Origin of the sequence: Streptomyces sp. CA-288835, assembly GCF_050936385.1 — a bacterium.
Taxonomy (GTDB): Bacteria; Actinomycetota; Actinomycetes; order Streptomycetales; family Streptomycetaceae; genus Streptomyces.
In genome coordinates, this window is the sequence record NZ_JBNJMW010000001.1 from 4,556,957 (window position 1) to 4,583,521 (window position 26,565).

24 protein-coding genes, 1 pseudogene and 1 riboswitch are annotated in these 26,565 nt (G+C 70.2%); of the genes and pseudogenes, 15 read left to right on the forward strand and 10 right to left on the reverse strand.

All coding sequences use genetic code 11. The annotated features are described in order from the left end of the window. Positions 1-531: 531 nt before the first annotated feature. From ACQEVY_RS20360 to ACQEVY_RS20370, 3 genes are all read left to right on the forward strand, one after another. A complete protein-coding gene (locus tag ACQEVY_RS20360) occupies positions 532-3,027 on the forward strand; it encodes a helicase C-terminal domain-containing protein (RefSeq protein WP_432950507.1) in 2,496 nt (831 codons plus the stop codon). A 301-nt stretch (positions 3,028-3,328) separates the two neighbouring features. Next, positions 3,329-3,457: a hypothetical protein gene (locus ACQEVY_RS20365; RefSeq protein ID WP_432950510.1), complete on the forward strand. Its 129-nt coding sequence runs from the start codon at positions 3,329-3,331 to the stop codon at positions 3,455-3,457. A 111-nt stretch (positions 3,458-3,568) separates the two neighbouring features. After that, positions 3,569-3,763 (forward strand): hypothetical protein, encoded by a 195-nt coding sequence (locus ACQEVY_RS20370; protein WP_432950512.1) that lies wholly within the window; start codon positions 3,569-3,571, stop codon positions 3,761-3,763. On the opposite strand, the gene istB is transcribed toward ACQEVY_RS20370, so the two are convergent. Continuing rightward, the gene (gene istB / locus ACQEVY_RS20375; protein ID WP_432950513.1) at positions 3,741-5,213 is read right to left on the reverse strand and encodes an IS21-like element helper ATPase IstB; all 1,473 of its coding nucleotides are present in this window, start codon (positions 5,211-5,213) and stop codon (positions 3,741-3,743) included. The two genes, ACQEVY_RS20370 and istB, sit on opposite strands and share 23 nt — an antisense overlap. A gap of 215 nt (positions 5,214-5,428) precedes the next feature. Here istB and ACQEVY_RS20380 point away from each other — a divergent pair, with 215 nt between their 5' ends. Next, the gene (locus ACQEVY_RS20380; RefSeq protein WP_328769729.1) at positions 5,429-7,072 is read left to right on the forward strand and encodes a DNA repair helicase XPB; all 1,644 of its coding nucleotides are present in this window, start codon (positions 5,429-5,431) and stop codon (positions 7,070-7,072) included. A 25-nt stretch (positions 7,073-7,097) separates the two neighbouring features. On the opposite strand, the gene ACQEVY_RS20385 is transcribed toward ACQEVY_RS20380, so the two are convergent. After that, the gene (locus tag ACQEVY_RS20385) at positions 7,098-7,301 is read right to left on the reverse strand and encodes a hypothetical protein (RefSeq protein ID WP_432950515.1); all 204 of its coding nucleotides are present in this window, start codon (positions 7,299-7,301) and stop codon (positions 7,098-7,100) included. Positions 7,302-7,676: 375 nt separating this feature from the next. Between ACQEVY_RS20385 and ACQEVY_RS20390 the strand changes: the two genes are divergently transcribed. Next, a complete protein-coding gene (locus ACQEVY_RS20390; protein WP_432950517.1) occupies positions 7,677-9,764 on the forward strand; it encodes a HelD family protein in 2,088 nt (695 codons plus the stop codon). Positions 9,765-9,791: 27 nt separating this feature from the next. On the opposite strand, the gene ACQEVY_RS20395 is transcribed toward ACQEVY_RS20390, so the two are convergent. Further along, positions 9,792-10,517 carry a YqeB family protein gene (locus ACQEVY_RS20395; RefSeq protein ID WP_432950519.1) on the reverse strand — a complete coding sequence of 242 codons (726 nt, stop codon included), beginning with the start codon at positions 10,515-10,517 and terminating at the stop codon, positions 9,792-9,794. Positions 10,518-11,210: 693 nt separating this feature from the next. Further along, on the reverse strand, positions 11,211-11,915 hold the full coding sequence (locus ACQEVY_RS20400; RefSeq protein WP_432950521.1) for a copper homeostasis protein CutC: 705 nt from the start codon (positions 11,913-11,915) through the stop codon (positions 11,211-11,213). Between the two features lie 81 nt (positions 11,916-11,996). On the opposite strand from ACQEVY_RS20400, the gene ACQEVY_RS20405 reads away from it, so the two are divergent. From ACQEVY_RS20405 to ACQEVY_RS20415, 3 genes are all read left to right on the forward strand, one after another. Then, positions 11,997-12,659 (forward strand): HD domain-containing protein, encoded by a 663-nt coding sequence (locus ACQEVY_RS20405; RefSeq protein WP_432950523.1) that lies wholly within the window; start codon positions 11,997-11,999, stop codon positions 12,657-12,659. A 93-nt stretch (positions 12,660-12,752) separates the two neighbouring features. Then, positions 12,753-13,964 (forward strand): Cmx/CmrA family chloramphenicol efflux MFS transporter, encoded by a 1,212-nt coding sequence (locus ACQEVY_RS20410; RefSeq protein ID WP_432955315.1) that lies wholly within the window; start codon positions 12,753-12,755, stop codon positions 13,962-13,964. A 49-nt stretch (positions 13,965-14,013) separates the two neighbouring features. After that, entirely contained in the window at positions 14,014-15,099 is a 1,086-nt protein-coding gene (locus tag ACQEVY_RS20415) for a GNAT family N-acetyltransferase (RefSeq protein WP_432950525.1), read from the forward strand. A 6-nt stretch (positions 15,100-15,105) separates the two neighbouring features. Here ACQEVY_RS20415 and ACQEVY_RS20420 read toward each other — a convergent pair whose 3' ends face one another. Both ACQEVY_RS20420 and ACQEVY_RS20425 read right to left on the reverse strand, forming a co-directional pair. Beyond that, positions 15,106-15,381: a DUF4031 domain-containing protein gene (locus ACQEVY_RS20420; RefSeq protein ID WP_432950527.1), complete on the reverse strand. Its 276-nt coding sequence runs from the start codon at positions 15,379-15,381 to the stop codon at positions 15,106-15,108. Beyond that, positions 15,378-15,836, reverse strand: a complete 459-nt coding sequence (locus ACQEVY_RS20425; protein WP_432950529.1) for a hypothetical protein — start codon at positions 15,834-15,836, stop codon at positions 15,378-15,380. The genes ACQEVY_RS20420 and ACQEVY_RS20425 overlap by 4 nt, the downstream gene beginning before the upstream one ends. A gap of 135 nt (positions 15,837-15,971) precedes the next feature. On the opposite strand from ACQEVY_RS20425, the gene ACQEVY_RS20430 reads away from it, so the two are divergent. From ACQEVY_RS20430 to ACQEVY_RS20455, 6 genes and pseudogenes are all read left to right on the forward strand, one after another. After that, entirely contained in the window at positions 15,972-16,892 is a 921-nt protein-coding gene (locus ACQEVY_RS20430; RefSeq protein ID WP_432950531.1) for a MurR/RpiR family transcriptional regulator, read from the forward strand. Between the two features lie 153 nt (positions 16,893-17,045). Further along, positions 17,046-17,999, forward strand: coding sequence for an N-acetylmuramic acid 6-phosphate etherase (gene murQ / locus ACQEVY_RS20435; protein ID WP_432950533.1), 954 nt, complete (start codon positions 17,046-17,048; stop codon positions 17,997-17,999). A gap of 151 nt (positions 18,000-18,150) precedes the next feature. Then, complete coding sequence (locus tag ACQEVY_RS20440; RefSeq protein ID WP_432950535.1) at positions 18,151-18,738, forward strand: hypothetical protein; 588 nt, start codon at positions 18,151-18,153, stop codon at positions 18,736-18,738. A 43-nt stretch (positions 18,739-18,781) separates the two neighbouring features. Beyond that, positions 18,782-19,195: pseudogene (locus tag ACQEVY_RS20445) on the forward strand (Scr1 family TA system antitoxin-like transcriptional regulator); the annotation flags it as partial. A 456-nt stretch (positions 19,196-19,651) separates the two neighbouring features. Further along, the gene (locus tag ACQEVY_RS20450; RefSeq protein ID WP_432950537.1) at positions 19,652-20,536 is read left to right on the forward strand and encodes a hypothetical protein; all 885 of its coding nucleotides are present in this window, start codon (positions 19,652-19,654) and stop codon (positions 20,534-20,536) included. Next, complete coding sequence (locus ACQEVY_RS20455; protein ID WP_432950539.1) at positions 20,533-20,661, forward strand: hypothetical protein; 129 nt, start codon at positions 20,533-20,535, stop codon at positions 20,659-20,661. The genes ACQEVY_RS20450 and ACQEVY_RS20455 overlap by 4 nt, the downstream gene beginning before the upstream one ends. 129 nt (positions 20,662-20,790) lie before the next feature. Here ACQEVY_RS20455 and groL read toward each other — a convergent pair whose 3' ends face one another. From groL to thrC, 4 genes are all read right to left on the reverse strand, one after another. Continuing rightward, complete coding sequence (gene groL / locus ACQEVY_RS20460) at positions 20,791-22,419, reverse strand: chaperonin GroEL (RefSeq protein ID WP_432950541.1); 1,629 nt, start codon at positions 22,417-22,419, stop codon at positions 20,791-20,793. Between the two features lie 301 nt (positions 22,420-22,720). Continuing rightward, complete coding sequence (locus ACQEVY_RS20465; protein ID WP_007382895.1) at positions 22,721-22,927, reverse strand: cold-shock protein; 207 nt, start codon at positions 22,925-22,927, stop codon at positions 22,721-22,723. A 430-nt stretch (positions 22,928-23,357) separates the two neighbouring features. Beyond that, entirely contained in the window at positions 23,358-23,633 is a 276-nt protein-coding gene (locus ACQEVY_RS20470; protein WP_033322392.1) for a MoaD/ThiS family protein, read from the reverse strand. A gap of 160 nt (positions 23,634-23,793) precedes the next feature. Then, positions 23,794-25,122 carry a threonine synthase gene (gene thrC / locus ACQEVY_RS20475; RefSeq protein WP_432950544.1) on the reverse strand — a complete coding sequence of 443 codons (1,329 nt, stop codon included), beginning with the start codon at positions 25,120-25,122 and terminating at the stop codon, positions 23,794-23,796. Positions 25,123-25,140: 18 nt separating this feature from the next. Continuing rightward, positions 25,141-25,298: riboswitch (SAM riboswitch) on the reverse strand. A 190-nt stretch (positions 25,299-25,488) separates the two neighbouring features. On the opposite strand from thrC, the gene ACQEVY_RS20480 reads away from it, so the two are divergent. Beyond that, positions 25,489-26,463: a glucosyl-3-phosphoglycerate synthase gene (locus tag ACQEVY_RS20480; protein ID WP_432950546.1), complete on the forward strand. Its 975-nt coding sequence runs from the start codon at positions 25,489-25,491 to the stop codon at positions 26,461-26,463. The last annotated feature ends 102 nt before the right edge of the window (positions 26,464-26,565 follow it).

Here is a 26,565-nt window from a genome sequence, read left to right on the forward strand (position 1 = left end):
CTTGCTCCCACAGGGCGCAGGTATGCCCAGACCGAAGCTAAGCGACGGGCATAGGACGCACCGGCCCACGTCCCCTCCCACCGGAGGGAAGCCGCGGGTAGTAGGGGGTCCGGGCTTTTCCGCGCGGGCGGGTTCGGGGCGCGGCCCCCTTCCGTGGCGCGGGCTTTCCGGTTCGCTGCTCTTCCCGGTGCGGGCTTTTCCGGTTCGCTTGCTCGTCTGGGCGCGGGCAGCCGCAGGCTTTTTAGGGGCGCGGGGAACTGCGCGACCAGCCACAACGCACCCGCAGCCGCCAACGAACCGAACCCACCCACCCAATAGGCACCCCACCCACCCCACGAACCCAACCCGCCCAACCGCCGGAGGCGCCACCTCCCCCGGCGGGGGGCCTGGGGGCGCAGCCCCAAGTTTCGGGAAGGGGCGGGGCTGGGGAAAGGAAACCCTCCGCCAACGGACCCCGGCGGTCAGGAGGCGCCCAGCCCCCGCGAACCCAACCCGCCCAACCGCCGGAGGCAACCCGCTACCGTGGGCAGGATGAGCGTCAACCACCGGCCCCCCGAGGAACCGCCCCAGCCCAGCGCAGCGCCTCGCTCACTCGCCGAGCAACTGCGGGCCCGCGACGACGCCTCCCTCGCCGCGCTCCTCCAGGCCCGCCCCGACCTCATCACCCCCGTCCCCACCGACCTCACCCAGCTGGCCACCCGCGCAGGCACCCGCGCCTCCGTGGTCCGCGCCCTGGAACGCCTGGACCGTTTCGCCCTGCAGACGGCAGAGGCCCTGGCCGTGGCCCCGGACCCGGCAACGTACGACACGCTCCTGGCACTGCTGGCAGGCGACGAGCGCGACCCGGAGGTCACCGCCGCCCTCCCCCGCGCGCTCGCGACCCTGCGCGAGCAGGCGCTGGTGTGGGGCGCGGACGACCGCCTGCGCCTGGTGCGTACGGCCCGCGAACTGCTCGCCCCCTCGCCGCAGCACCCGTCCCCGACCGGCCTCGGCCCCACGGTCGCGGAGGCGACGGCCGGCATGTCGCCGGGCCGTATCCAGGAGATCCTCGCGGCGGCCGGGTTGCCCACGACGCATGACGCGGTGTCAGCGGTGGCGTCGCTGACCGAACTGTTCACCGACCGCCCTCGAATGCGGGCCCTGCTCGACGGAGCCCCGGCCGAGTCGTTGGAGGTGCTGTCGCGGCTGGTGTGGGGCCCGCCGTACGGGCAGGTCACGGCCGACCCGGCCCCCCGCCTGCGCTGGCTCATCGACCGCGGACTGCTGCTGCCGACGGCGCCCGGCACGGTCGTACTCCCCCGCGAGGTCGCCCTGCATCTGAGGGCGGGCCGCGCGCACCAGAAGACCGAACCGCTCCCGCCGGCCGTCGAGCCCGGCGTCACGCATCGTCCACAGGTTGTGGACGCGGCGGCGGCAAGCCAGGCGTACACCGCGCTCGCGACCGTCGAGGAGCTGCTCAAAGACTGGGACGAGGGCGGCCCGACGGTTCTGCGTGCGGGCGGCCTGAGCGTACGGGACCTCAAGCGCACCGCGGTGGCCCTGGACGTATCGGAGCCGATCGCGGCCTTCTGGGTCGAACTCGCTTATGCGGCAGGACTGTTGGCCTCGGACGGCGAGACCGACGAGCGCTACGCCGCGACCCCCGAGTACGACGTCTGGCGGGAGCTGCCCGCTGCCGAGCGCTGGACGCGACTCGCCACCGTCTGGCTGACCGCGACCCGCACGCCGGGCCTGGTCGGCGGCCGGGACGCCAAGGACCGTACGCTCTCGGCGCTGGGCCCGGGCCTCGACCGCTCCGCCGCGCCCGAGGTCCGCCACCGCGTACTGGCGCTGCTCGCCGCGCTCCCCGAGGGCGCCGCGCCCTCCGCCGACTCCCTGATCGCCCGCCTCCACTGGGAACGCCCCCTGCGCGGCCCCCAGTCCCCGACCGGGCCCGACGGTCTGCGTACGCGGCTCGCCCGATGGGCCCTGTCCGAGGCGGAGTTGCTCGGGATCACTGGCCGTGGAGCCCTGTCCACGCACGGCCGGGCCCTGCTCGCGACGCCGCCCGAGACGCCCCTCACGGGAGCCGAACTCGCCGCGGCCGCCTCCCGCGCCGGCCGCCTCCTCGCCCCCCACCTGCCCACACCCCTCGACCACGTCCTGCTGCAGGCCGACCTCACCGCCGTCGCGCCGGGCCCGCTGGAGCGCCCGCTTGCGGACATGCTCGGGGTGCTCGCGGACGTGGAGTCGAAGGGCGGGGCGACGGTGTACCGGTTCACGCCGGGGTCCGTACGGCGGGCCCTTGACGCGGGTCAATCCGCCTCCGACCTGCACGCTTTCCTCGCCGCGCACTCGAGTACGCCGGTGCCGCAGCCCCTCACGTACCTGATCGACGATGTCGCCCGCAGGCACGGCCATCTGCGGATCGGCGCCGCGTCGGCGTACGTCCGCTGCGACGACGACGCCCTGCTGAACGAGATCCTCGCCGACAAGCGCTCCGCCGACCTGCGGCTGCGCAGGCTCGCCCCCACCGTGCTGGCCGCGCAGGCCGACCCGGCCACGCTCCTCGACGGGCTGCGCGCCATGGGCTTCGCGCCCGCCGCCGAGTCGGCGGAGGGCGACGTACTGATCGCGCGCGCCCATGCGCACCGGACGCCGCCGCGTACCGCCCCCGAGCCGGTACCCGACGGCCCGCCGGTTCCCGACGCCACCCTGCTGACCGCCGCGATCCGCGCCATCCGCGCGGGCGACCTGGCGTCCACGGCTCCCCGCAAAGCCGCCGCCCCGGCGCCGAATGGCTCCCTGCCGCGCACCACCTCCGCCGAGACCCTCGCCACCGTGCAGGCCGCGGTCCTCACCGGCGAGCCGCTGTGGATCGGCTACGTCAATGCGGAGGGTTCCGCCAGCCAGCGCGTCATCGCTCCGATTCGCGTCGAGGGCGGGTTCGTTACGGCGTACGACCACACTGCGGATGAGGTCCGTACGTATCCGCTGCACAGGATCACGGGCGTCGCGGAGCTGGCCGACGACAGCGACAGCGCGTAGGCGCTCCGCTGTCGGCGCAGTTTGAACCTGCGGGCCGGTGGGGGCTGGTCGCGCAGTTCCCCGCGCCCCTGAAGGGGCGCTACAGCGGGGCGGACTTCACCAGGGCCCCCAAGCGAGTCCTCACCCGTACGGGCGTATGCGCTGGATCATGCGCGCCACGCCGTGAGCTTCGCTCCCTTGAGGGACATCCGGAGACCTTTCGCATCGCGGCGTGAGTCGGCGGGCAGCCACGGGTTGTCCTGATCAAGAGCGCACCGCCCGGCTGGAGTTCGGGCTGGTGCGGCAGAAAGGAAGTCCGTACATGCTCGTTGCCCGTCGTATCGCCACCGTTCTCACCGCCTCCGCCGTGATGGTCGGCGCTTTCGCCACACAAGCTGCCGCCGCCGGCATCGATCTCCTCGGGCTGTACCTCGAAACTCCGCCGATCTGACCCGACCCCGCATACCCCGCGGGCCGGACTCGGTGTCCCGAGTCCGGCCCGTCCCCGCCTGAGTTGCCCGCTGAGCTTCCGACCGTGTTTCCGAAAGGCCTGAAACCCGTCATGCGTTCTCGTGTTGTCGCCACCACCACCCTGCTCGCCGCGGTCGCCCTCGTCGGCGCCCTCGCCTCTCAGGCCCAGGCCGCGCCCGCCTTGCCCCTGCCCCTGCCGACCCCCGCGACCGAGTCCCTCGTCACGGAGGTCGGCAACGTCGAAGGGCCGCTGATCAACAACCTCAGTCTGCCCACGATGAAATAGCCCGCCGCATGCGGTAGCTGTCCCCGTCGAGCCGGACGATCTCCGCGTGGTGCGCGAGACGGTCGACCAGGGCGGGGGCGGCGCCGCCGAAGATCTCCTCCCAGCGGCCGAGGGGACGGTCGCTGGTCACGATCAGCGAGGCCCGCTCGTAGCGGTGCGCGACGAGTTGGAAGAGCAGGTGGGAGGTGGCCGCGTCGAAGGGGGCGTAGCCGACCTCGTCGATGATCAGCAGGGGGTACGAGTCGAGGATGGCGAGTTCCTCGGCGAGCCGCCCCCTGTCCCGCGCCTCGGTGAGCCGGTACGCCCACTCCGCGGCGGTCGCGAACAGCACCCCGTACCCCGCCTGGCAGGCCCGTACGCCGAGCCCGACGGCGAGATGCGTCTTGCCGGTGCCGGGCGGCCCGACGAACACCACGTTCCCGCGGGCGGCGACGAAGTCCAGCTTGCCGAGGCGGGCGACGGTCTCCCGGTCGAAGGAACGGGGGTGACTGTCGTCGAAGTCCTCCAGCAGTTTCAGGGAGGGGAAACCAGCGTCCCGGATACGGGTCTCGATCCCGGGGAGGGTCATAGAGCTGGCCAGAGGGCTGGTCACAGTGCGTGCGTACGGCGCGGGAGGCTCGGCGGTGGAGGGGAACGCCGAGTGGACCGCCGGGCGGGCGGCCGACGGGGACGTGGCAGCCGACTGAGCCGGAAGCGAGACCGTCGGAACCAGGACGGTCGGAACCGAGACGCCGGAAGCCGGGACGGCAGGGGTCGAGACGGGCGTGGGCATCGGATGAGGCGCGGGCCCCGGCTCCGGCTTGGGCTTCGGCTCAGGCTCCTGTGACGCGTGGGCCTGGGCAGCCGCGTGGTCCTGGCCAGCAGGGTCCGTGGGCGTCGCATCATGCCCCGTATGCCCGGCCACCGCCCCGGCCGCTCCTCCCGCCCCGGACATGTACCAGAGGATCGCCGCCGAGAGGATGAACGCCATATGGATCACCGTCCCCCACATCAGCGAGTGGCGTGAGGTGTGGTGGACGTCCACGAACATCTGGAGCAGGTGGACGGAGGAGATGCCGACGATGGCGGTGGCGAGCTTCACCTTCAGCACGTTGGCGTTGACGTGCGAGAGCCACTCGGGCTGGTCGCGGTGGCCCTCGAGTCCGATACGCGAGACGAAGGTCTCGTAGCCGCCGATGATCACCATGATCAGCAGGTTGGCGATCATCACGACATCGACGAGCTTGAGCACGGCGAGCATGACGTACGTCTCGGTCGCGTGCCCGCTCAGGATCCGGAGGATTAAGCTCCACAGCTCGTTGAAGAACTTGTAGACGTACACGGCCTGGGCGGCTACCAGGCCGAAGTACAACGGCGCTTGAAGCCATCTGGTGGCGAACAGGGCGTAGCCGAGCGTCGTGGTGGGCGGGGATGCGTTGGGCCTCAGCGGCCGCCTGCGAGTTACCTGCACGGTCCGCCATTGTTCGTAACCGAAGCCGCAAATCAGAATTCCCACCACTCATTGGAATGAAAAGACATCCAATAGGACGGGACACGGCGCGCTCCGCTGACGTCCGCGGCCGGACGCGGCCAGGGAGCACGGGGACGCATGCGCCCACCGGTCCACGACCGCACACGCCGATGATCAGGCACACTGGACGTTTGGCCGACCGAAAGGGTCCTCGTGTGAATGGTCCACTGATTGTCCAGAGTGACAAGACTCTGCTGCTCGAGGTCGATCATGAGCAGGCGGACGACTGTCGTCGGGCCATCGCGCCGTTCGCGGAGCTGGAGCGGGCGCCCGAGCACATCCACACGTATCGGGTGACGCCGCTGGGGCTGTGGAACGCGCGGGCCGCCGGGCATGACGCCGAGCAGGTCGTGGACGCGTTGGTGCAGTTCAGCCGGTATCCGGTGCCGCATGCGCTGCTGGTCGACATCGCGGAGACGATGGACCGGTACGGGCGGCTGACCCTGTCCAAGCACCCGGCCCACGGTCTGGTGCTGACGACCACCGACCGGCCCGTACTCGAGGAGATCCTGCGCTCGAAGCGGATCATGCCGCTCGTGGGCGCCCGGATCGACCCGGACACCGTGGCCGTGCACCCCTCCGAGCGCGGGCAGATCAAGCAGACGCTGCTGAAGCTGGGCTGGCCGGCCGAGGACCTTGCCGGATACGTGGACGGCGAGGCCCATCCGATCGAGCTCGCCGAGGACGGCTGGGCGCTGCGGCCGTACCAGAAGCAGGCGGTGGAGAACTTCTGGCATGGCGGGTCGGGGGTTGTCGTACTCCCCTGTGGGGCCGGGAAGACGCTGGTCGGCGCCGGGTCCATGGCCCAGGCGAAAGCCACCACCCTCATCCTCGTCACCAACACCGTCTCCGCCCGGCAGTGGAAGCACGAGCTGGTGCGGCGTACGTCGCTGACGGAGGACGAGATCGGGGAGTACAGCGGTACGCGGAAGGAGATCCGGCCGGTCACCATCGCCACGTACCAGGTGCTGACGACGAGGCGGAAGGGCGTCTATCCGCATCTGGAGCTGTTCGACTCCCGTGACTGGGGGCTGATCATCTACGACGAGGTGCACCTGCTGCCGGCTCCGGTCTTCAAGTTCACGGCGGATCTGCAGGCGCGCCGGCGGCTCGGCCTGACGGCGACGCTCGTACGGGAGGACGGGCGCGAGTCGGACGTGTTCTCGCTCATCGGCCCGAAGCGATTCGACGCGCCCTGGAAAGAGATCGAGGCGCAGGGCTATATCGCGCCCGCGGACTGTGTCGAGGTCCGGGTGAATCTGACGGACGCCGAGCGGCTGGCGTACGCGACGGCCGAGACCGAGGAGAAATACCGCTTCTGCGCGACCACCGAGACCAAGCGGAAGGTCACGGAGGCGCTGGTGCGGCGGTTCAAGGGGCAGCAGACGCTGGTCATCGGCCAGTACATCGACCAGCTCGACGAGTTGGGCGAGCATCTGGACGCGCCGGTCATCAAGGGCGAGACCAGCAACGCGCAGCGGGAGAAGCTCTTCGAGGCGTTCCGGCAGGGTGAGATCGGCGTGCTGGTCGTGTCGAAGGTCGCGAACTTCTCGATCGATCTGCCGGAGGCGACGGTCGCGATCCAGGTCTCGGGGACCTTCGGCTCCCGTCAGGAGGAGGCGCAGCGCCTCGGTCGCGTGCTGCGTCCGAAGGCGGACGGTCACCAGGCGCACTTCTACTCGGTGGTCGCCCGCGACACCCTCGACCAGGACTTCGCGGCTCATCGGCAGCGGTTCCTGGCGGAGCAGGGGTATGCGTACCGGATCGTGGACGCGGACGAGTTGCTGACGGAGAGCTGAGCGCGGGGAGTGCCCGCGGAGCGGCTCAGCGTCGGCGGCGTACGACGCCCGCTTCCTCGCCGTACTCCCCGAGCACGATCACATCGAAGGCGGCGGTCGCGAAGACTTTGACGGCGCGCAGGGCGTCGCCGAGGAGATGGCGGTGGTGACGGTCGTCGAGGGCGGTCGCACCGGCAGGCGGACCGTGCCGGGCGGGCCCGGAAGCTGGGGTGAAGGTCGCTGCACTCATGTTTCCATGATGCGATTCGGCCATCCGGGTGACATCGGTCTACGGGTCCAACCTCCGCGACCTCCGTATACACCTCTGGGCCTACCCGTCCCCCTAGGGACCCACTAGGGGCAGTACCCGCCAGGGAGTACCCCAGGAGGAGGGGCCGCGCAATAAATCGCTGGCCCCGTCATCCGCCCCTGACCTAAAATCCCCGCTCTTGCCCGCCTCCCTCGTGGAGTGCCGCCGACCGGACGGAAACCGGCCGGCTCCAGCCCCGCCGTACGACACGTACAGACACGTACGTAGGCACATACGGCGACGAGGCACACCCACGTAGCAGGAATCCACGCAGCAGGCTCCACGCTGCATGACCACGCCCCGGAGGCAGCCGCCGTGTCCACCCCGCCCGTCGACGACCCCCTCGACCCTCAGGACCCGCTCTCCCGCGAGCGCGCCCACCTCGCCCGTTCCCGCGCGGCCCTCCGCGCCATGCGCGAGGACGTCGAGTCCCTCGACATCCGGGACGTCACCGCGAACTGGGTCAACAAGGAAGCCCTCACCCACCAGATCGACGAGCGCATCAAGGCCCTCGCGGACCTCGCCCACACCCCCCTGTTCTTCGGCCGCCTCGACTACCTGCACGAACCGGGCGCCGAGCAGGCCGAGGGAGCGGAAGGCGAGCGCCCGCGGCCGGAGGCCGCTTATCAAACACTGCACATCGGGCGCCGGCACGTGCACGACTCCGACGGCGACCCCATGGTCATCGACTGGCGCGCCCCGGTGTCCCAGCCCTTCTACCGGGCCTCCAAGAAGGACCCGATGGACATCGCGCTGCGCCGCCGCTTCGGATACACGGGCGGCGACCTCACCGCGTACGAGGACGAGCACCTCTCCGACCCGAACGAGGCCGCCGCAACCAGCAGACTCCTCCAGCAGGAGATCGAGCGCCCGCGCGTCGGCCCGATGCGCGACATCGTGGCGACGATCCAGCCGGAGCAGGACGAGATCGTACGGTCCGGTCTGGGCGGCACGGTGTGTGTGCAGGGTGGTCCGGGCACCGGGAAGACGGCCGTCGGTCTCCACCGGGTCGCGTATCTCCTCTACGCCCACCGCGATCGGCTCGCCCGTACCGGCACCCTCGTCATCGGCCCGAACACCTCCTTCCTCCACTACATCGAGCAAGTGCTGCCCGCGCTGGGCGAGTTGGAGGTCAAGCAGGCGACGGTGGACGACCTGGTCGCGCATGTGGAGGTGCGGGGCACGGACGAGGCGGCGGCCGCGATCATCAAGGGCAACGCACGGATGGCCGAGGTGCTGCGCCGGGCCGTCCGCTCGCATGTGAGCATGCCGGCCGAGCCCGTCGTGGTGGTCCGCGGCTCACGACGCTGGCGCGTCCCGGCGTACGAACTGAAGGAGATCGTCCAGGAGTTGCTCGACCGCGACATCCGCTACGGCGCCGCCCGCGAGGCCCTCCCGCAGCGCATCGCGCATGCCGTGCTCGTACAGATGGAGCGGTCGGGCGAGGCCCCGGACGACCGCGTACAGGACGCGGTGGCCCGAAACGCCGCCGTGAAGGCGGCGGTGAAGGCGATCTGGCCGCCGGTCGACCCCGCGAAGCTCGTGCTGCGGCTGCTCTCCGACGCCGACTTCCTTGCCGTACACGCCGACGGAATCCTCAGCGAGGACGAGCAGAAGACCATCCTGTGGGCCAGGCCCGTACGGTCGACGAAGTCCGCCAAGTGGTCCGCCGCGGACGCCGTACTGATCGACGAGGCGACGGATCTCGTCCAGCGCACGCACTCGCTCGGGCATGTGGTGCTCGACGAGGCGCAGGACCTCTCCCCGATGCAGTACCGGGCGGTGGGCCGGCGCTGCTCGACGGGTTCGGCGACCGTGCTCGGCGATCTGGCGCAGGGCACCACGCCCTGGGCGACGCGGAGTTGGGACGAGGCCCTGGCGCACCTGGGCAAGCGGGACGCCGTCGTCGAGGAGCTGACGGCGGGCTTCCGCGTCCCGACGGACGTGATCACGTACGCGTCCCGGCTCCTCCCGCACATCGCGCCTGGGCTCGCTCCGGTGACGTCGGTCCGTGAGAATCCGGGCTTCTTCGAGGTACGTACGACTGCGGGCGACTCCGAAGTGGTGGGCGCTTGCGGGGAGTTGCTGCGGCAGGAGGGCTCGGTCGGGCTGATCGCGGCCGATGCTCGTATCCCGGCGCTGGCCGACGCGCTGACGGCGGCGGGGATCACGTATCTCGGCCCGGGCGAGGAGACGACGCACGAGACCCGCCTCACGCTGGTGCCGGCCTCGCTCGCCAAGGGCCTGGAGTACGACTACGTGGTCCTGGACGAGCCCCGGGCCGTCGTCGACGCGGAGCCGGACGAACGCACCGGGCTGCGGCGCCTGTACGTCGCCCTGACGCGAGCCGTGTCGGGGCTGATCGTGACGCATGCGGCGCCGCTGCCGCCCCAACTGGCCTGATCCACGGGTCAGTTCACTGGAACGGCTTCACTGGGACGGGAGTCGCCAGTACTGCCGCTTGTCCTTCTCGCGGACGACGACGCCGAGCCGTGCCAGTTCCTTGCGCAGCTCCCGGGCGTCCTCGGCGTCGTCCTGCTTCTTGAGCGCCTTCTCGCGGGCCTTGAGCAGGGCGTTCGCCCCCTCGGGGAGGCCTGGGGTGTCCGGGACCCAGCGCCGGAATTCGGCCGCGTACGGGTCGGCGTCCGCCCACGGGTAGCCGTGCTCGGTGAAGGCCTCGGCGAGGCGTCGCTTGGGCAGGCCGCAGTCCTCGCGGGCGAGTTCCTCGCTGTGGTGGCCGAGCAGTACGAGTTGTTTGCCGTCCGGGAAGACGAGGCGGATCTTGTCCCGCGTGAACTCCTCGGACTCGTCGCGGATGGTGAGCACCACGTGGCTGCCGGAGACGCGGACGGCCAGCGACTCGTGCAGCAGGATGAGCGCCGCGAAGAGGCCCAGCAGCGCGCCGAAAGTCACCGCGCCGATGGTCACCCACGGCTCGGGGGCCGAGTCCAACAGCTCCGCCGGGCCCTTGAACGGCGCCCATCGCAGGGTGACGAACCACCCGGCGATCAGCCTGACCAGCTCGCCGACCACGGCTCCGGCTGCGACGCAGAGGGCCACGACGCCCCAGGTCGACTCGGCGAGCACGGTGGGCTCGTCGGGCCGCCCCTCCTGGCCCGCCCGTGCGTCCGGCTCCTTCTGCATATCCACACTCATGCGCCCTCCACCCGTTTTCCTGCTGCGCAGCCCTCAGTGTGGCGAGCGGCGGACCTCCGGTCATCAGCCGATGGTCTATGGCGGTGCCACTTTGGTATGCGGTGCCGTAGCTCTGCGCCGTCGTACTGTTCCCCAGCCCCGCCCCTTCCCGAAACGGGGGGCTGCGCCCCCAGCCCCCGCCAGGGGGTGGTGGGTGACACTGCGTGTCGCGGCTGCGGGTGCGTTGGGGCTGGTCGCGCAGTTCCCCGCGCCCCTGAAATGCCTGCGACTGGCCGCACCCCGACGAGCAAGCGAACCGAAAAAGCCCCGCCCCGGAAGGCGCCCGAGCCCCGGGCAAGCCCGCGGTCCGGAAAGCCCGCCCGGGGGGGGAGCCCGGACCCCCATGGCCCCGCGGCCGCTCACGGCGGCAAGGGGACGGGGCGGGGGTGTGCGCCCGCAGCGGCCGGCGCGCCAACACCGGCACCCTCTACCAGCCAACAGCAACGCGCGCCGGTCCGAGGACGGACACCCCCGACGCGGCCCCGCACCCACCACCCACCCCAGGGGCGCGAGGCTGTCACATATGCGGCTCCGCCGCGTGGGCGCGAGCAGCCACAACGGCGCCGCAGCCGACAACAAACCCAACCGCACCACCGCCGGAGGCAACCCGCGGGGCTGGGGAAAGGAACCACCAGCCACAACTCACCCGCAGATTCAAACCGCACCCAGCGGAGCGCTAAGCGCCGCCCGCCACTCGCGGACAGCGGCAGCCGAGACAGGCTGCGCCCACCCACCAGGCCGCGCCGCCCCGCCGATATGGAACGCGTCCACTCCAGCCGCCCGCAGCCGCAGCAGATGCTCGAGCCGAAGCCCTCCGCCCACCATGAGCCGCTGCTCATACCCCGGCTCCCCGCGCCGCGCCGCCTCGGCGAGCAGCGTGGGGAGCCCGCCGTCCACACCGGCCGCCGAGCCCGCCGAGAGGTACGTGTCCAGCCCGGGCACATCCGCGAGCTGCTTGCGCAGGGCATCGCGATCCGCCGCCCGGTCGATCGCACGGTGGAACGTCCAGCGGCAGCCGTCCAGTTCAGCGACGATCCGCTCCACCGCGGCCACGTCCACACCACGGCCCTCGTCCAGAAACCCGAGCACGAACTCATCGGCGCCCGCGCCCCGCAACTCCCGTGCGCGGCGCACCAGTTCACCAATATCCCCGGCGGCGAACCCGTCCCCCAACCGCAGCATCACGCGCAGCGAGATATCAACGGCGGCCCGGATCTCCGCGAACGTCCCGACCGACGGAGTGAGCCCGTCGGCCGCCATGTCGGAGACGACTTCGAGGCGATCCGCGCCTCCGGCCTGGGCGGCGACAGCGTCCTCGGCATCGAGGGCGATCACCTCCAGGACTGCACGCTTGCTCATACGCCCTCTTTCCTTAGACGGCCTGGACGGACACAGGTCTAGTCCAATTCAGCGTACGCGGTGAAGGGGAACAATGCCCCCATGGCCGACCCCGAAGCCCTACGCACCCGCTGGCTCCACACCCTGCAAAGGGCCCGCACGACGACAAGCACCCCCACTCCCACCCCCGACCCCGCCCCGTACGCCGACGACCTCCTGACCCGCTGGTCCGAACCCCAACGCCGCTACCACACCCTCGACCACCTCACAGCGGTCCTGGACCACATCGACGTACTGGAGCAGTACGCGGACGACCCCGACCTGGTCCGCCTCGCCGCGTGGTTCCACGACGCGGTCTACCTCCCCGACCGTTCCGAGAACGAGGAACGCTCGGCCCGCCTGGCCGAACGCGCCCTCACCGAAGCCGGCGTCCCGCCGGAGAAGACGGCCGAGGTCGCCCGCCTGGTCCGCCTCACGGTCACCCACGACCCGTCCCCCGACGACCCCAACGGCCAGGTCCTCTGCGACGCCGACCTGGCGATCCTGGCGGCGCCCCCGAAGACGTACGCCGTCTACACCGCCGCCATCCGCGAGGAGTACGCCTTCGTCCCCTCCGAGGCCTTCCGCGAGGGCCGAGCCACGGTCCTGCGCCAACTCCTCGCCCTCCCCCACCTGTTCCGCACGCCGTACGGATCAAAGGAATGGGAGGCGACGGCGCGCTACAACATCGGCGCCGAGCTGGAGCTACTCGACACCGCTCAGTGACCGCATCCGGATCAGTGACCGCATCCGGGAATGCCACTCCATCCCCCTTGGTTGTGCACGAAGATGCCCTCCGCCGCCCGCACTCCCGCCCGCATGCCCCTCGCCGTCTACATCCTCGGGCTCTCCGTCTTCGCCCTGGGCACCAGCGAGTTCATGCTGTCCGGCCTCCTGCCGGCCATCGCGGACGACATGAGCGTGTCGATTCCACGTGCGGGCCTGCTGATATCGGCCTTCGCGATCGGGATGGTCGTCGGCGCGCCCCTCCTCGCCGTGGCAACCATCCGCCTCCCCCGCCGTACGACCCTGATCACCCTCATCACGGTCTTCGGCCTTGGCCAGATCGCGGGTGCCCTCGCGCCGAACTACGCCGTGCTGTTCGCGTCCCGGGTGATCAGTGCGCTGGCGTGTGCCGGGTTCTGGGCGGTCGGTGCCGCGGTCGCCGTCGCGATGGTGCCGGCGAACTCCCGTGCCCGCGCGCTCGCCGTGATGATCGGCGGTCTGTCGATCGCGAACGTACTCGGCGTCCCGGCGGGCGCCTTCCTCGGTGATCACCTCGGCTGGCGCTCCGCCTTCTGGGCGGTCGCCGCCGCGTCCGCGATCGCCCTCGTCGGGGTCGTCACCCTCATCCCGGCCATTCCCCTCCCGGCCGAGAAGCCCCGGCTCAAGCGTGAGCTGCTGATCTACCGGGACCACCAGACCTGGCTCACCATCTCGATCGTCGCCCTCGCCGCGGGCGGCGTCTTCTGCACGTTCAGCTATCTCGCGCCGCTGCTGACGGACGTGGCGGGCCTGGCGGAAGGCTGGGTGCCCACCGTCCTCGCGCTCTTCGGGATCGGCGCGCTCGTCGGCACGACGATCGGCGGCCGGATCGCGGACGCGCACCTCTTCGGGGTACTGCTGTCCGGCATCGCGGCCTCGACCGTTCTCCTCATCGCCCTGGCCCTCCTCGGCCAGTACGCGCTCGCCGCCGTCGCCCTCTCCTTCCTCCTCGGCGTCTCGGCCTTCTATACGGCTCCCGCGCTGAACGCCCGTATGTTCAATGTCGCGGGCGCCGCCCCGACTCTCGCCGGCGCCACGACCACGGCCGCCTTCAACCTCGGCAACACCGGCGGTCCCTGGCTGGGCGGCGTGGTCATCGACGCGGGGTTCGGGTACGCCTCGACGGCGTGGGCCGGTGCGGCCATGACGGTCACGGCGGGGGCAGCGAGCGCCGTCTCGCTGCGGCTCCATCGGCGTCCGGCTTCCCGAGTCGTCATCAAAGCCGCACCCGCCGACACCGACGAGGCGGTTGTCCGGCACCGATGAGGCGGTTATTCAGTCCCGTTCCGCGAACTGACCACCTATCGTCGCCCCCATGCGAGACATGGGTGGGGATCAGATACAGAAAGCCGTCGCGGGCGCCGTGGCGGCGCTGCGGACAGCGGCCGGCGAGCGGGACTGGAGCGTCAAGGCAGGCCGCCTCGACTGGAGTTGCCGCAGAACAGCGGAGCACATCGCGTCGGATCTCATCGCGTACGCGGGGCAGATAGCGGGCCGCCCCACCGACCGCTACGTACCGTTCCGCATCGACTGCGCCCTGTGCGAGGGCCCCGACGACCTGCTGGAGGTCATCGAGACGACCGGCGCCCTGCTCGCCGCAGCCGTCCGCACCGCACCGCGCGAGGCGCGGGGCTTCCACCCGTACCCCTTCCGCAGCGCGAACCGCGAGGGCTTCGCCGCGATGGGCATCGCCGAGGTGCTCCTGCACACGCATGACATCGCCGAGGGACTGGGCATCGCGTACGAGCCTCCGGCCGACCTCTGCGAGGACGTACTCACCCGGATCTTCCCGCACGTCCAGCCAGGACCCGACCACTGGCGCACCCTCCTGTGGGCCACCGGCCGCGGCGAGCTGCCCGGCCGCGCGCCGGTCACCGAGTGGCGCTGGATGAACAACCTGGTCATCCCCACCGAGCGGCTCACCCTGCAAGGGGTCACGCCCGCTGCCGCCACCGATCTGCGGATCGGCGGCACGGGCGGCTTCGAGTGGATCGAGGGCAAGCCTCAAGAGGGTACGGACGTGTCCTCCGGGCTGGTGGTGAAGGCGTACGAGAGGGGGAGGCATCGCCCGGAGTGGGGCGTGTTCGTCCTGGTGCGCAGGTCGGACGGCCTGGCCATCGGCGGCATGGGTTTCCACGGCACGCCCGACGACGAGGGCCGCGCCGAAGTCGGCTACGACCTGTCGGAACCGGCCCGCGGCAACGGCTACGCCACGGAAGCGCTGCGCGCGCTGTCCGCCTGGGCCCTGGCACGCGACGACGTGAAGCTGCTGTGCGCGAAGGTCGACCGCGCCAACATCCCTTCCCAGGGCGTGGTGTCCCGTGTGGGCTTCACGCGGGTGCGGGAGAACGAGGAGGAGAACGAGTACGTGTACGAGTTGCGGGCCGGCGAGCTGACCTGAGGGGCCCTACGTGCGTGGCTGCGTACGTCCCTTGGGTCTGCGCAGCCCCGACTCGTGGAGCAGCCGCACCACCTCGCGGCTGCTGACCTCTACCGCTCCGGCGCGCACGCACTCCGCGTAACGATGCGACGGAATGTCGTAGTGATCCCGCTCGAAGGCCCGGCTCGGGACGCCCAACTCCGCGGCGAACAGGTGCAGTTCGTCGAACGACACGTCGCTGATCAGATGCGACCAGAGGTGCCCGTGGCCCGGCCAGACGGGCGGATCGATGTAGACCGTCACGAGGAGGACGCCCCGCCGGAACCGCCAGAGCCACCGGGACCGCCGCCGGGCCCTCCCGTCGCCGAGCCGAGCGAGCCCACCGCCGAGACCTTCACGCCCGCCTTGTGGCACACCCAGTGCGGATCGGCCCCGAGTTCCGGTTCGACATCGAGGGCGTGCGGGTCACCGGCACCGCAGACGGGGCACAGCGGCCAGCGCCCGTACCGCTCGAGCAACGCGTCCTGCACGTCCTGGGCAACCAGCCCCGCCACGTACTCCACCCCCTCCGGCCACTGCTCCACCCACCATCGCCGCTGCACCACCGAAGCCTCGACGAGGGAGACGACATCGGCCTCGGCGACATCGCCCGCGACGAGATCGGCGATCACGAGCGCACGGGCGGCGTGCAGCGCCTGTTCCAGGGGGCTGATGGGGTGTGGGAAAGCGGGCTGTTCGGGCGGTTCGGGCTGTTCCATACGCCCATTGTGCGCCTACGGCCCAAGCGGCAGCGCGGGCGTGAGGACGGCGCGGCCGTCAGGCACGCGGCCGCAGACGAAAACCCTCCGAGCCACCCCTTGACCCCTCCCGTCCGCCGAAAATATCTTTCAAAGGTGACCCCCAACGTGAAGGAAATTTTCGCAGGCGAGGCGCCGCCCGCCCCGGCGGCCCTCGCCGCCAAGGTTCGTACGCTCGCCCCGTCGATGACCCGCTCCATGCAGCGGGTCGCCGAGACCGTGGCCGGGGACCCCGCAGGCTGTGCGGCTCTCACGGTTACCGGACTGGCGGAGCGAACCGGCACCAGCGAGGCCACCGTCGTCCGGACCGCCCGGCTGCTCGGCTACCCCGGTTACCGTGACCTGCGCCTGGCGCTCGCCGGGCTTGCCGCCCATCAGCAGTCGGGCCGTGCGCCCGCGGTCACGGCTGACATCGCGGTCGACGACCCGATCGCGGACGTGGTGGCGAAGTTGGCGTACGACGAGCAGCAGACCCTCGCCGACACCGCGGCCGGGCTGGACACGGTCCAGCTCGGTGCGGCCGTTTCCGCGCTCGCGGCGGCCGGTCGTATCGACGTCTATGGCGTCGGCGCCTCCGGCCTGGTCGCCCAGGATCTCCACCAGAAGCTCCTGCGGATCGGGCTCATAGCCCATGCGTTCAGCGACCCGCACCTCGCGGTCACCAACGCCGTGCAGCTGCGCGCCAAGGACGTGGCGATAGCGATCACGCACTCCGGTTCGACCGGCGACGTCATCGAGCCGCTACGGGTCGCCTTCGAGCGGGGCGCCACGACGGTCGCGATCACCGGCCGACCGGATGGCCCGGTCTCGCAGTACGCCGACCACGTCCTCACCACGTCGACGGCCCGCGAGAGCGAGTTGCGGCCGGCCGCCATGTCGTCCCGTACGAGCCAACTGCTGGTCGTGGACTGCCTGTTCATAGGGGTGGCGCAGCGGACGTACGAGACGGCGGCGCCGGCGCTGTCCGCTTCGTATGAGGCACTGGCGCACAGGCACGCTCCGCGTGGATCGCGGTAACACAGGCCGTGTGTTGGCCGCAGGCCGGCCGTGGCTGATCGCGCAGTTCCCCGCGCCCCTTACGGGGCGCTCAGCCCGCCCGGAGGATCGTTCAGCCACCCAGAGAATCACCGAACAAGCCCCCGGAACCACCCCCGGAAAGAGCCGCCCCACATGACCTCCCCCGCCGACGCCTCCTCCGCCTTCCGTGACGTACGGGACGAGTTGGAGACCCTGACCACCGAGGCGTTTCGTCCCGAGCTTGCTCGGATCGATCAGTTGCCCACCCTTGAGATCGCGAAGATCATGAACGGCGAGGACGCGACCGTACCCACCGCCGTCGCCGCGCAGCTCCCGCGGATCGCCGCCGCGATCGACGCCATCGCGGACCGTATGGCGCGCGGTGGACGTCTCGTCTACGCGGGCGCGGGCACCGCCGGCCGCCTCGGCGTGCTCGACGCGTCTGAGTGCCCGCCCACGTTCAACACGGACCCCTCCGAGGTCGTCGGCCTGATCGCGGGCGGCCCGGACGCCACGGTCAACTCGATCGAGGGCGCCGAGGACTCCAAGGAGCTGGCGGCCGAGGACCTGGACGCGCTGGGCATCACCGCCGCCGACACGGTGGTCGGTGTCTCGGCCTCGGGCCGGACCCCGTACGCGATCGGCGCGGTGGAACACGCGCGCGCCCTCGGCGCCCTGACCATCGGCCTGTCCTGCAACGCGGACAGCGCGCTCGCGGCGGCGGCCGACCACGGCATCGAGGTCGTCGTGGGCCCCGAGCTGCTGACCGGCTCGACGCGCCTGAAGGCGGGCACGGCCCAGAAGCTGGTCCTCAACATGCTGTCTACGATCACGATGATCCGCCTGGGCAAGACGTACGGGAACCTGATGGTCGACGTACGGGCCTCGAACGACAAGCTCCGGGCCCGTTCGCGCCGTATCGTCGCGCTGGCCACGGGGGCGCCGGACGACCAGATCGAGGCGGCCCTGAGCGCGGCCGACGGCGAGACGAAGAACGCGATCCTCGTCATCCTCGCCGACGTCGACGCCGCCACCGCCGCCCGCCTGCTCACCGAGGCGAACGGTCACCTCCGGGCGGCTTTGCAGGCGGCCCTGGCGAGCGGCTGAGCAGGACCCGAGGGGCGGCCGAGCAGCGGCCCGAGCCGGCTCCCGGGGGCGACAGTCCCGCTCGAGTCCGGGCTTCCGGGGCGGACTGTCAGTGGCGCATGTGATTCTTGGGGACGTCGGCAGCAAGGCTCCCGGGAGGGGACGACCAACCATGAACCACGCACAGCTGACCGCTCTGGGCCGCGCCCTGCGGCTGCTCGGCGAGCACGGCGAGGCCCTGGGCGCGGACACACCCGACGCGAAGCTGCACGAGGTCAAAGCAGACCTGAAGCGGGCCCTGGACCTCCTGGAGGAAACGGTCACCACGGCGGCCCCCACCACCCGCTGCGCCGAGCACCCCACAGGCCCGGTCGACGAGGACGCCCCCGACCTGTGCCTGCTCTGCGAGACCCGCCGCAGAATCGCCCGCCGCTCGAAGGTCAACGACTCGTTCACCCAGGGCCGTACGACCGCTCCGGACGAGACGCTCGAGCGCACGAAGTCCCGTTACGGCGTACGGGGCGACCGCCCCCAACCCCAGCAGCGCTGGCTCCCCGAGATGTGGACGGGCCAGGTCTGGCAACTCTGCGGCACCCCCCGCCGCGACAAACAGGAAGCCGAGCTGTTCCTCGCCGCCCAGCGCCGCAGCCCCCACCCCGGCATGGCCTACCGCCTGGTCCACGAGTTCACCGACTACGAGGTCCTACGCATCTGGGGCGAACCCCGGAAAATCGACATCGAGCCGATGGGCAACCTCTAGCGCTCCGCTCCGCCCCGCTCTTGGGGTTCCCCAGGCCGTCGGCGGCGGCGCGGTGATGGCGGAGGTGCTACGTCACGTCGCGGACCTCGCGCGCAGGCACCGCATCATCGTGCAGATACTGCCGTTCGGCGCCGGGGCGCACGCATCGATGCACAGCTCTCTGAAGCTCATGGAGTTCGACGACGCACCCCCGCTCTCCTTCGTCGAGGGCCCGGACACGGGAAAGCTGCACGACGACTCGGCCACGGTCGCCCGCCACACTCTGCTGTTCAACCTCCTCCAGGCCACAGCACTTTCGTCCAGCCACAGCGGCGGCAGTGGCGCCGACTGCCTCGAAGTCTCGCCAGACTTCCCCGCCCTCGTCCCCGTACGCGACTCCAAGAACCCCCACGGCCCGAAGCTCGCGTTCCGGACCGAAGCTTGGTCCGCCTTCGTCGCAAACCTCAAGCACGACTAGCAGAGGGCCGACCGGTGGACGGGTGCGCGTCAGTGCCTCGCCTGCACGCCGGTGCGGCTCAGCAGCCGACAGCCCGTAGCGGGGTAGGTGGGTCGCGGGAATGTGACAGTCCCGGGCCCGAGTGTCACATTTTCCCGCGATCGGTACCGAGGCGCGGGGCGACTGGACGCACCGGTGCAACTCCGAAGCGATCAGGGCGGGTACGGGCCGGCGGGGCTGAACCGGGGCCAGCCGCAGCGGCTCTGCCCGAAGCTCAAGCGTCGAGCTCCGAGCCCTGCTTCTGAGGATTGGGAGGCGGGCTTCAACCCGCCCACCCTCCCCGCGAGTTGACGTGACGCGACCGACTTGCCACGGACAGTCACATAGGCTTAGCGTGCCCGCATAACGAACAACCCCCGCCAGGTGCTGGAACACCTGCGGGGGTTTGACCTACGAGATCGAAACGGACTCGATCCCATGGCTGACGCCAACCTTAGTGGCACCTTCCTGCCCGCGCACGCGTCCCCGCACCCGATGGCCAATCCGGGTTACGGAAAACTCAGCGCCCCGGACCAACTCCCCCGTACGGCCCACGACTTCGCCCACCTCCCACCCCGCGAAGCCGCCATCGCCGCGTACATCGACCGGCTTCCCAACGGCGCCGACATCTCCGTAAAGACGCTGGCCAAGACGCTCCCGTACGGCCAGTGCGCCCTCCGAACGGCCCTCAACAACCTCCAACAGGCAGGCCACTTGCGCCGGGGCCGCGAACACCTGGCCGGCTCGGGAAGCCCGCGCTGGATCACCCGAACGTGGTTCTCACGGACGGCACGGGACGACGAGTGGTGGGCGGCGTTCACGCGGGGCGACGTACCGCAGGAGCAGGAGCCTTCAGCGGACCGGCGAGGCCCCACCCGCTCCCGCGCGTACATCCTCCTCGCGGCCCTCGGCCGTGCGACCCCGGTCCTGTCTCTGTCGGCCAAGGCTTGCGCGGACCTCGCCCCGCTCCTTACGGAGTGGTTCGCGAGGGGCGCCACCGACGAGCACGTACTCCAGGCCCTGACCGCAGGCCTCCCGGCCCTGGTCCACAGCCCAGCCGCCCTCGTCCGCAACCGCCTGACCACCAAGCTCCCACCGGAGCCCACACCGGCCGCCGCACGCCCACCCCTCCGCGTACTGGAGTGCGCGAAGTGCGGCACACCCGGCCGCCCGGAGGCCCTGCCAGGTGGCATCTGCGGCCCATGCCGGGGCGAGGCCGCACCACCGTGCCCCTCCATGCCCCTGACGTCCACCGCAGTCCACGCCCACGCCGCCGCAGCCCGCGCGGCGATGGTCGACCGACGAGAAAGGCCTCGCGTATGACGCGGGACGAGGCGGACATCGCCGAAGCGCAAGCCCGCGAGGCCACTCCGTCCGGCCCGGCCATGTCCCACGACGAGTTCATGGCCCAACTGGAGGCGGAAAATCGCCAGGAGGCCGCTTCGTGACATACGCAGTGGTGTGGGAACACCACGCCATCACCGTCCACGTACACGCCCGAGGGCGGCACCCCTGCGAACAGGGATGCCGCCCTCGGTACTGGACGGACGAAGTCCGACCCGGCGAAAGAAGCCGGATCAGAAGTCCATGTCACCGCCCGGCATGCCGCCGCCGGCGCCGGCGCCGGCCGAGGCCTTCTCCGGCTTGTCGGCGATGACGGCCTCGGTGGTGAGGAACAGCGCGGCGATGGACGCGGCGTTCTGCAGGGCGGAACGCGTGACCTTCGCCGGGTCGATGATGCCCTCGGCGATCATGTCGACGTACTCACCGGTCGCGGCGTTCAGACCGTGACCGACCTGAAGGTTGCGGACCTTCTCCACGACGACGCCACCCTCGAGACCACCGTTGACGGCGATCTGCTTGAGCGGGGCCTCCAGGGCGAGCTTCACGGCGTTGGCGCCGGTCGCCTCGTCACCCTCGAGCTCCAGCTTCTCGAACACCGTGGCGGCCTGCAGCAGGGCCACGCCACCACCGGCGACGATGCCCTCCTCGACGGCGGCCTTCGCGTTGCGAACGGCGTCCTCGATGCGGTGCTTGCGCTCCTTGAGCTCGACCTCGGTGGCGGCACCGGCCTTGATGACGGCCACGCCGCCGGCCAGCTTCGCCAGGCGCTCCTGGAGCTTCTCGCGGTCGTAGTCCGAGTCGGAGTTCTCGATCTCGGCGCGGATCTGGTTGACCCGGCCGCCGACCTGCTCGGTGTCGCCGGCACCGTCGACGATCGTGGTCTCGTCCTTGGTGATGACGACCTTGCGGGCGCGGCCCAGGAGGTCCAGGGTCGCGTTCTCCAGCTTGAGGCCGACCTCCTCGGAGATGACCTCGCCGCCCGTGAGGATGGCGATGTCGCCGAGCATGGCCTTACGGCGGTCACCGAAGCCCGGAGCCTTGACGGCGACGGACTTGAAGGTGCCGCGGATCTTGTTGACGACCAGGGTCGACAGGGCCTCGCCCTCGACGTCCTCAGCGATGATCAGCAGCGGCTTGCCGGACTGCATGACCTTCTCGAGGAGCGGCAGCAGGTCCTTGACCGCGGAAATCTTCGAGTTGGCAATAAGAATGTACGGGTCGTCGAGGACGGCCTCCATACGCTCCATGTCGGTGGCGAAGTACGCCGAGATGTAGCCCTTGTCGAAGCGCATACCCTCGGTGAGCTCCAGCTCCAGACCGAAGGTCTGGGACTCCTCGACGGTGATGACGCCTTCCTTGCCGACCTTGTCCATGGCCTCGGCGATGAGCTCGCCGATCTGGGTGTCGGCGGCGGAGATGGAGGCGGTCGAAGCGATCTGCTCCTTGGTCTCCACGTCCTTGGCCTGGTCGAGCAGGGCACCGGAGACCGCCTCGACGGCCTTCTCGATACCGCGCTTCAGAGCCATGGGGTTGGCACCGGCGGCGACGTTGCGGAGGCCTTCCTTGACCAGCGCCTGGGCCAGAACGGTCGCGGTCGTCGTGCCGTCACCGGCGACGTCGTCCGTCTTCTTCGCGACCTCCTTGACCAGCTCGGCGCCGATCTTCTCGTACGGGTCCTCGAGCTCGATCTCCTTGGCGATGGAGACACCGTCGTTGGTGATCGTGGGGGCGCCCCACTTCTTCTCGAGGACGACGTTGCGGCCCTTGGGGCCGAGTGTCACCTTTACGGCGTCCGCGAGCTGGTTCATGCCGCGCTCGAGGCCTCGCCGCGCCTCCTCGTCGAACGCGATGATCTTGGCCATGTGAAGTGGTCCTCCCGGACTGGGGTGGATTGCTCCGGACCGCGCTGGCGCCCGCGACGGACGGCCTGCCTGCCCCGTGGTTCCTTGCCCCACTTGGCCTGCGGGCCTCACCGACCCGGTCCTCGTTGTCACTCTCACCTTCAGAGTGCTAACGCCAATGATTAGCACTCGGGGTGGTCGAGTGCAAGCGGCTACCACAGTGCGGGCGGGGTGCCGACAGACATGCCGAAGGGCCCGTACCCCTTGAGGTACGAGCCCTTCGGAAGAAGAACGTGTCGCTGCAGATCAGTCGGCGCGTGCTTCAGCCGGTCGCCAGTCGGACCATGTCCGCCTGCGGCCCCTTCTGGCCCTGCGAGATTTCGAACTCCACTCGCTGACCTTCCTCCAGGGTGCGGTAGCCGTCCATCTGAATCGCGCTGTAGTGGACGAATACATCCGCACCACCGTCGACCGCGATGAAGCCGTACCCCTTCTCCGCGTTGAACCACTTGACGGTGCCCTGAGCCATGCCTAACTCCCCTATTACTGGCCCTTGCACAGATCCGCACTTCGCGGATCCGGGTCAGACCTCACCCCCCAACGGTTGGGGGTGTGCGCCGGAACGCGTCGACCGCGGCTGAATGTATCTGCCCAACTGCCGTCTGCAACAGGTCAGTCGGACGAGAAATCTTGGCCATCGCCGATCCGGAATGTACGGAGAATTCACCCTAGAGGGGGGCAAGTCGGGCTCCATAAAAGGAGCGAATGACGCAAAAGACCTGCACACTTTGGCTACTTCTTATCGGGGGTCAATCCGGAATGCACATGCATTCGGCCCCGAGGAGCACCACGTTCCCCAACTGTACCGTGCTCAACCATATAGAATTGCCCCCTCCGTTTAACTCACGGAGAGGGCAATTCGATGAACCCTGAGTTACCTGAATTACCGACGGTAACGATCAGCCTCCGGCAACGGCCGGAATGATCGAGACGCCGGCCCCGTCGGGCGTCGCCGTCTCCAGCCCCTGCTCGAACCGCACATCGTCATCGTTCACGTACACGTTGACGAACCGCCGCAGCTTGCCCTGATCGTCCAGGACGCGCGCCGCGATACCGGTGTGGTTCTTCTCCAGGTCGGCGATGACCTCGGCGAGGGTCGATCCTTCGGCGGCGACCTCGGCCTTGCCGCCGGTGTAGGTGCGAAGGATGGTGGGGATGCGAACGTTGACGCTCATGGGGTTATGACCTCCGGTCGAGTAGAGCGCCCCGTCAGGGGCGCGGGGCGGTGACATTTGCAGCTGCGCCGCGATGGGGGTCCCCCCGCTCGAGCGAAGCCGAGAGTGGGGGAGCGACCAGCCCCCACCGGCCCGCAGACGAACGAACTACTAACAGGCTTTAGGCAAGCCCGGCTTCACGGAACGAGTCGAGGCTGGGCCGGATCGTGGCCGTGAGCCCGGTCCCGGCCACGGCGTCGAGGGTCTTCAGACCGTCACCCGTGTTCAGGACGACCGTGGTCAGCGCCGGATCCAGAACACCGTTCTCGATCAGCTTGCGTGCAACCCCCACCGTCACACCACCGGCGGTCTCCGCGAAGATCCCCTCGGTCCGCGCCAGCAACTTGATCGCGTCCACGATCTGCTCGTCGTTGACGTCCTCGACGGCGCCCCCGGTACGCCGCGCGATGTCCAGCACGTACGGACCATCGGCGGGGTTACCGATCGCGAGCGACTTCGCGATCGTGTCCGGCTTCTGCGGCCGTACGACGTCATGGCCCGCCTTGTAGGCGACGGACACCGGCGAGCAGCCCTCGGCCTGAGCGCCGAAGATCTTGTACGGCTTGTCCTCGACGAGCCCGAGCTTGATCAGCTCCTGCAGGCCCTTGTCGATCTTCGTGAGCTGCGAGCCGGAGGCGATGGGCACCACCAGCTGGTCGGGGAGCTGCCAGCCGAGCTGCTCGCAGATCTCGTACGCGAGGGTCTTGGAGCCCTCGGCGTAGTACGGGCGCAGGTTGACGTTGACGAAGCCCCAGCCCTCGCCGGCCGGGTCGCCGATCAGCTCGGAGCAGAAGCGGTTCACGTCGTCGTAGTTGCCCTCGATGCCGACGAGCTCGCCGCCGTACACCGCGGCCATGACGACCTTGCCCTGCTCCAGGTCGTGCGGGATGAACACGCAGGAACGGAAGCCGGCGCGGGCGGCGGCGGCGCCGACGGCACCGGCCAGGTTGCCCGTGGAGGAGCAGGAGAGGGTCGTGAAGCCGAAGACGCGGGCGGCCTCGATGGCCTGGGCGACGACGCGGTCCTTGAAGGAGTGCGTCGGGTTGCCGGAGTCGTCCTTGACGAAGAGCTTGCCGGGCTCGACGCCCAGCTCGCGCGCGAGGTTGTCGGCCTTGACGAGCTTGGTCCAGCCGGGGTTGATGTTCGGCTTGGTGGCCACGTCCGCGGGGACGGGCAGGAGAGGCGCGTACCGCCAGATGTTCGCGGGGCCCGCTTCGATGCGCTTACGGAGTTCCTCGGTGTCGTATGCCGAGAAGTCGTACGCGATCTCCAGCGGGCCGAAACACTCCTCGCAGGCGAAGACGGGGCCGAGCGGGACGCGGTGGCCGCATTCGCGGCAGGAGAGCGCGGCGGCGGGGCCGAGGTCTACAGAGTCCGTGGAGGCCGTGGAGTTCGCCGAGTCGGCGGAAGTGTCAGCGTTCGTGGTGCTTGCAACTGTCTGCGCAGCCATGTGAGGCGAGGCCCTTTCTCCTCATCTTCCTCACGACGCATCTCGCCGTGAGACGGATTTGGCACCTTCACTAGCCGGGAGCCTCGCGGAATCGATCATCTTCGATCGGTACGAGACCGGCTGGAGGGTTGCCGGGGCTTCAACGGGCCGTATCCCTCTGCCCCTCTGGATGAGCGGTATTCGATTGTGAGAATGCGGTTGTCGGCTGGACGACCCGCGACATGCGATGGTCATCAGCGTTGTTCAAGACTGTAACCGAAGGCCTGGATCGTGGAGAGACCAGTCCGAACCGCGAGATGACAGTCACATCAGCCTTCTGCCTCAGTGGGCACTCGCGACCCGGTCCGATGCAAGGGAGAGCCGCACGTGCTGGAAGACGTCGAGCGCTGGCTGAACACGCGCTCCTGGTCCGTTGGCGACCGCCCGCTGAAGAAGCTCATCGCCGCGAAGCGCGCGGCCAACTCCACGGTGAGCGTCGTGCTGCCCGCGCTCAACGAGGAGGAGACCGTCGGCGAGATCGTCGCCGTGATCCGCCGCGAGCTGATGACCAAGAAGGTGCCGCTCGTCGACGAGATCGTGGTGATCGACTCGGGCTCGACGGACCGTACCTCCGAGGTCGCCGCCGACGCGGGCGCCCGCGTCGTGCACCGCGACGACATACTCCCGCGCATCCCCGCCGTCCCCGGCAAGGGCGAGGTCCTGTGGCGCTCGCTGCTGGTCACGAGCGGGGACATCGTCGCCTTCGTCGACGCGGACCTGAAGGAGTTCTCCGCGGACTTCGTCTCGGGGATCGTCGGTCCGCTGCTCACCGATCCGGGCGTCGACCTCGTCAAGGCGATGTACGACCGCCCGCTGAACCTGCCGGGCGACCCCACCTCCGGCAGGACCGCCGCAGGCCAGGGCGGCCGCGTTACGGAGCTCATGGCCCGCCCGCTGCTGAACATGCACTGGCCGCAGCTGGCCGGCTTCGTGCAGCCGCTCGGCGGCGAGTACGCGGCCCGCCGCTCGCTGCTGGAGCAGTTGCCGTTCCCGGTCGGGTACGGCGTCGAACTGGGCATGCTGATCGACGCCCTGCACCTCGTGGGCCTCGACGCCCTGGCCCAGGTAGACGTGGGCGTCCGCAAACACCGCCACCAGGACGGCCAGGCCCTGGGCCGCATGGCCGCCGCGATCTACCGCACGGCCCAGCTGCGGTTGGCCCGCGGGCATCTCGTACGGCCGCGGATCACGCAGTTCGAGCGGGTGGAGGCGGGATTCGCGCCACGTACGTATTCGGTGGACACGGAGGAACGGCCGCCTATGGCGGAGATCGAGGAGTACGCGGAGAGGAAGGCGGCGTAGCCGACCGCGCCCCTGAGAGGGGGCCGCAGGCCCTCCTCTCAGGGGCGCGGGGAACTGCGCGACCAGCCACAACGCACCCGCGGCCGCCACACAACACCTTGT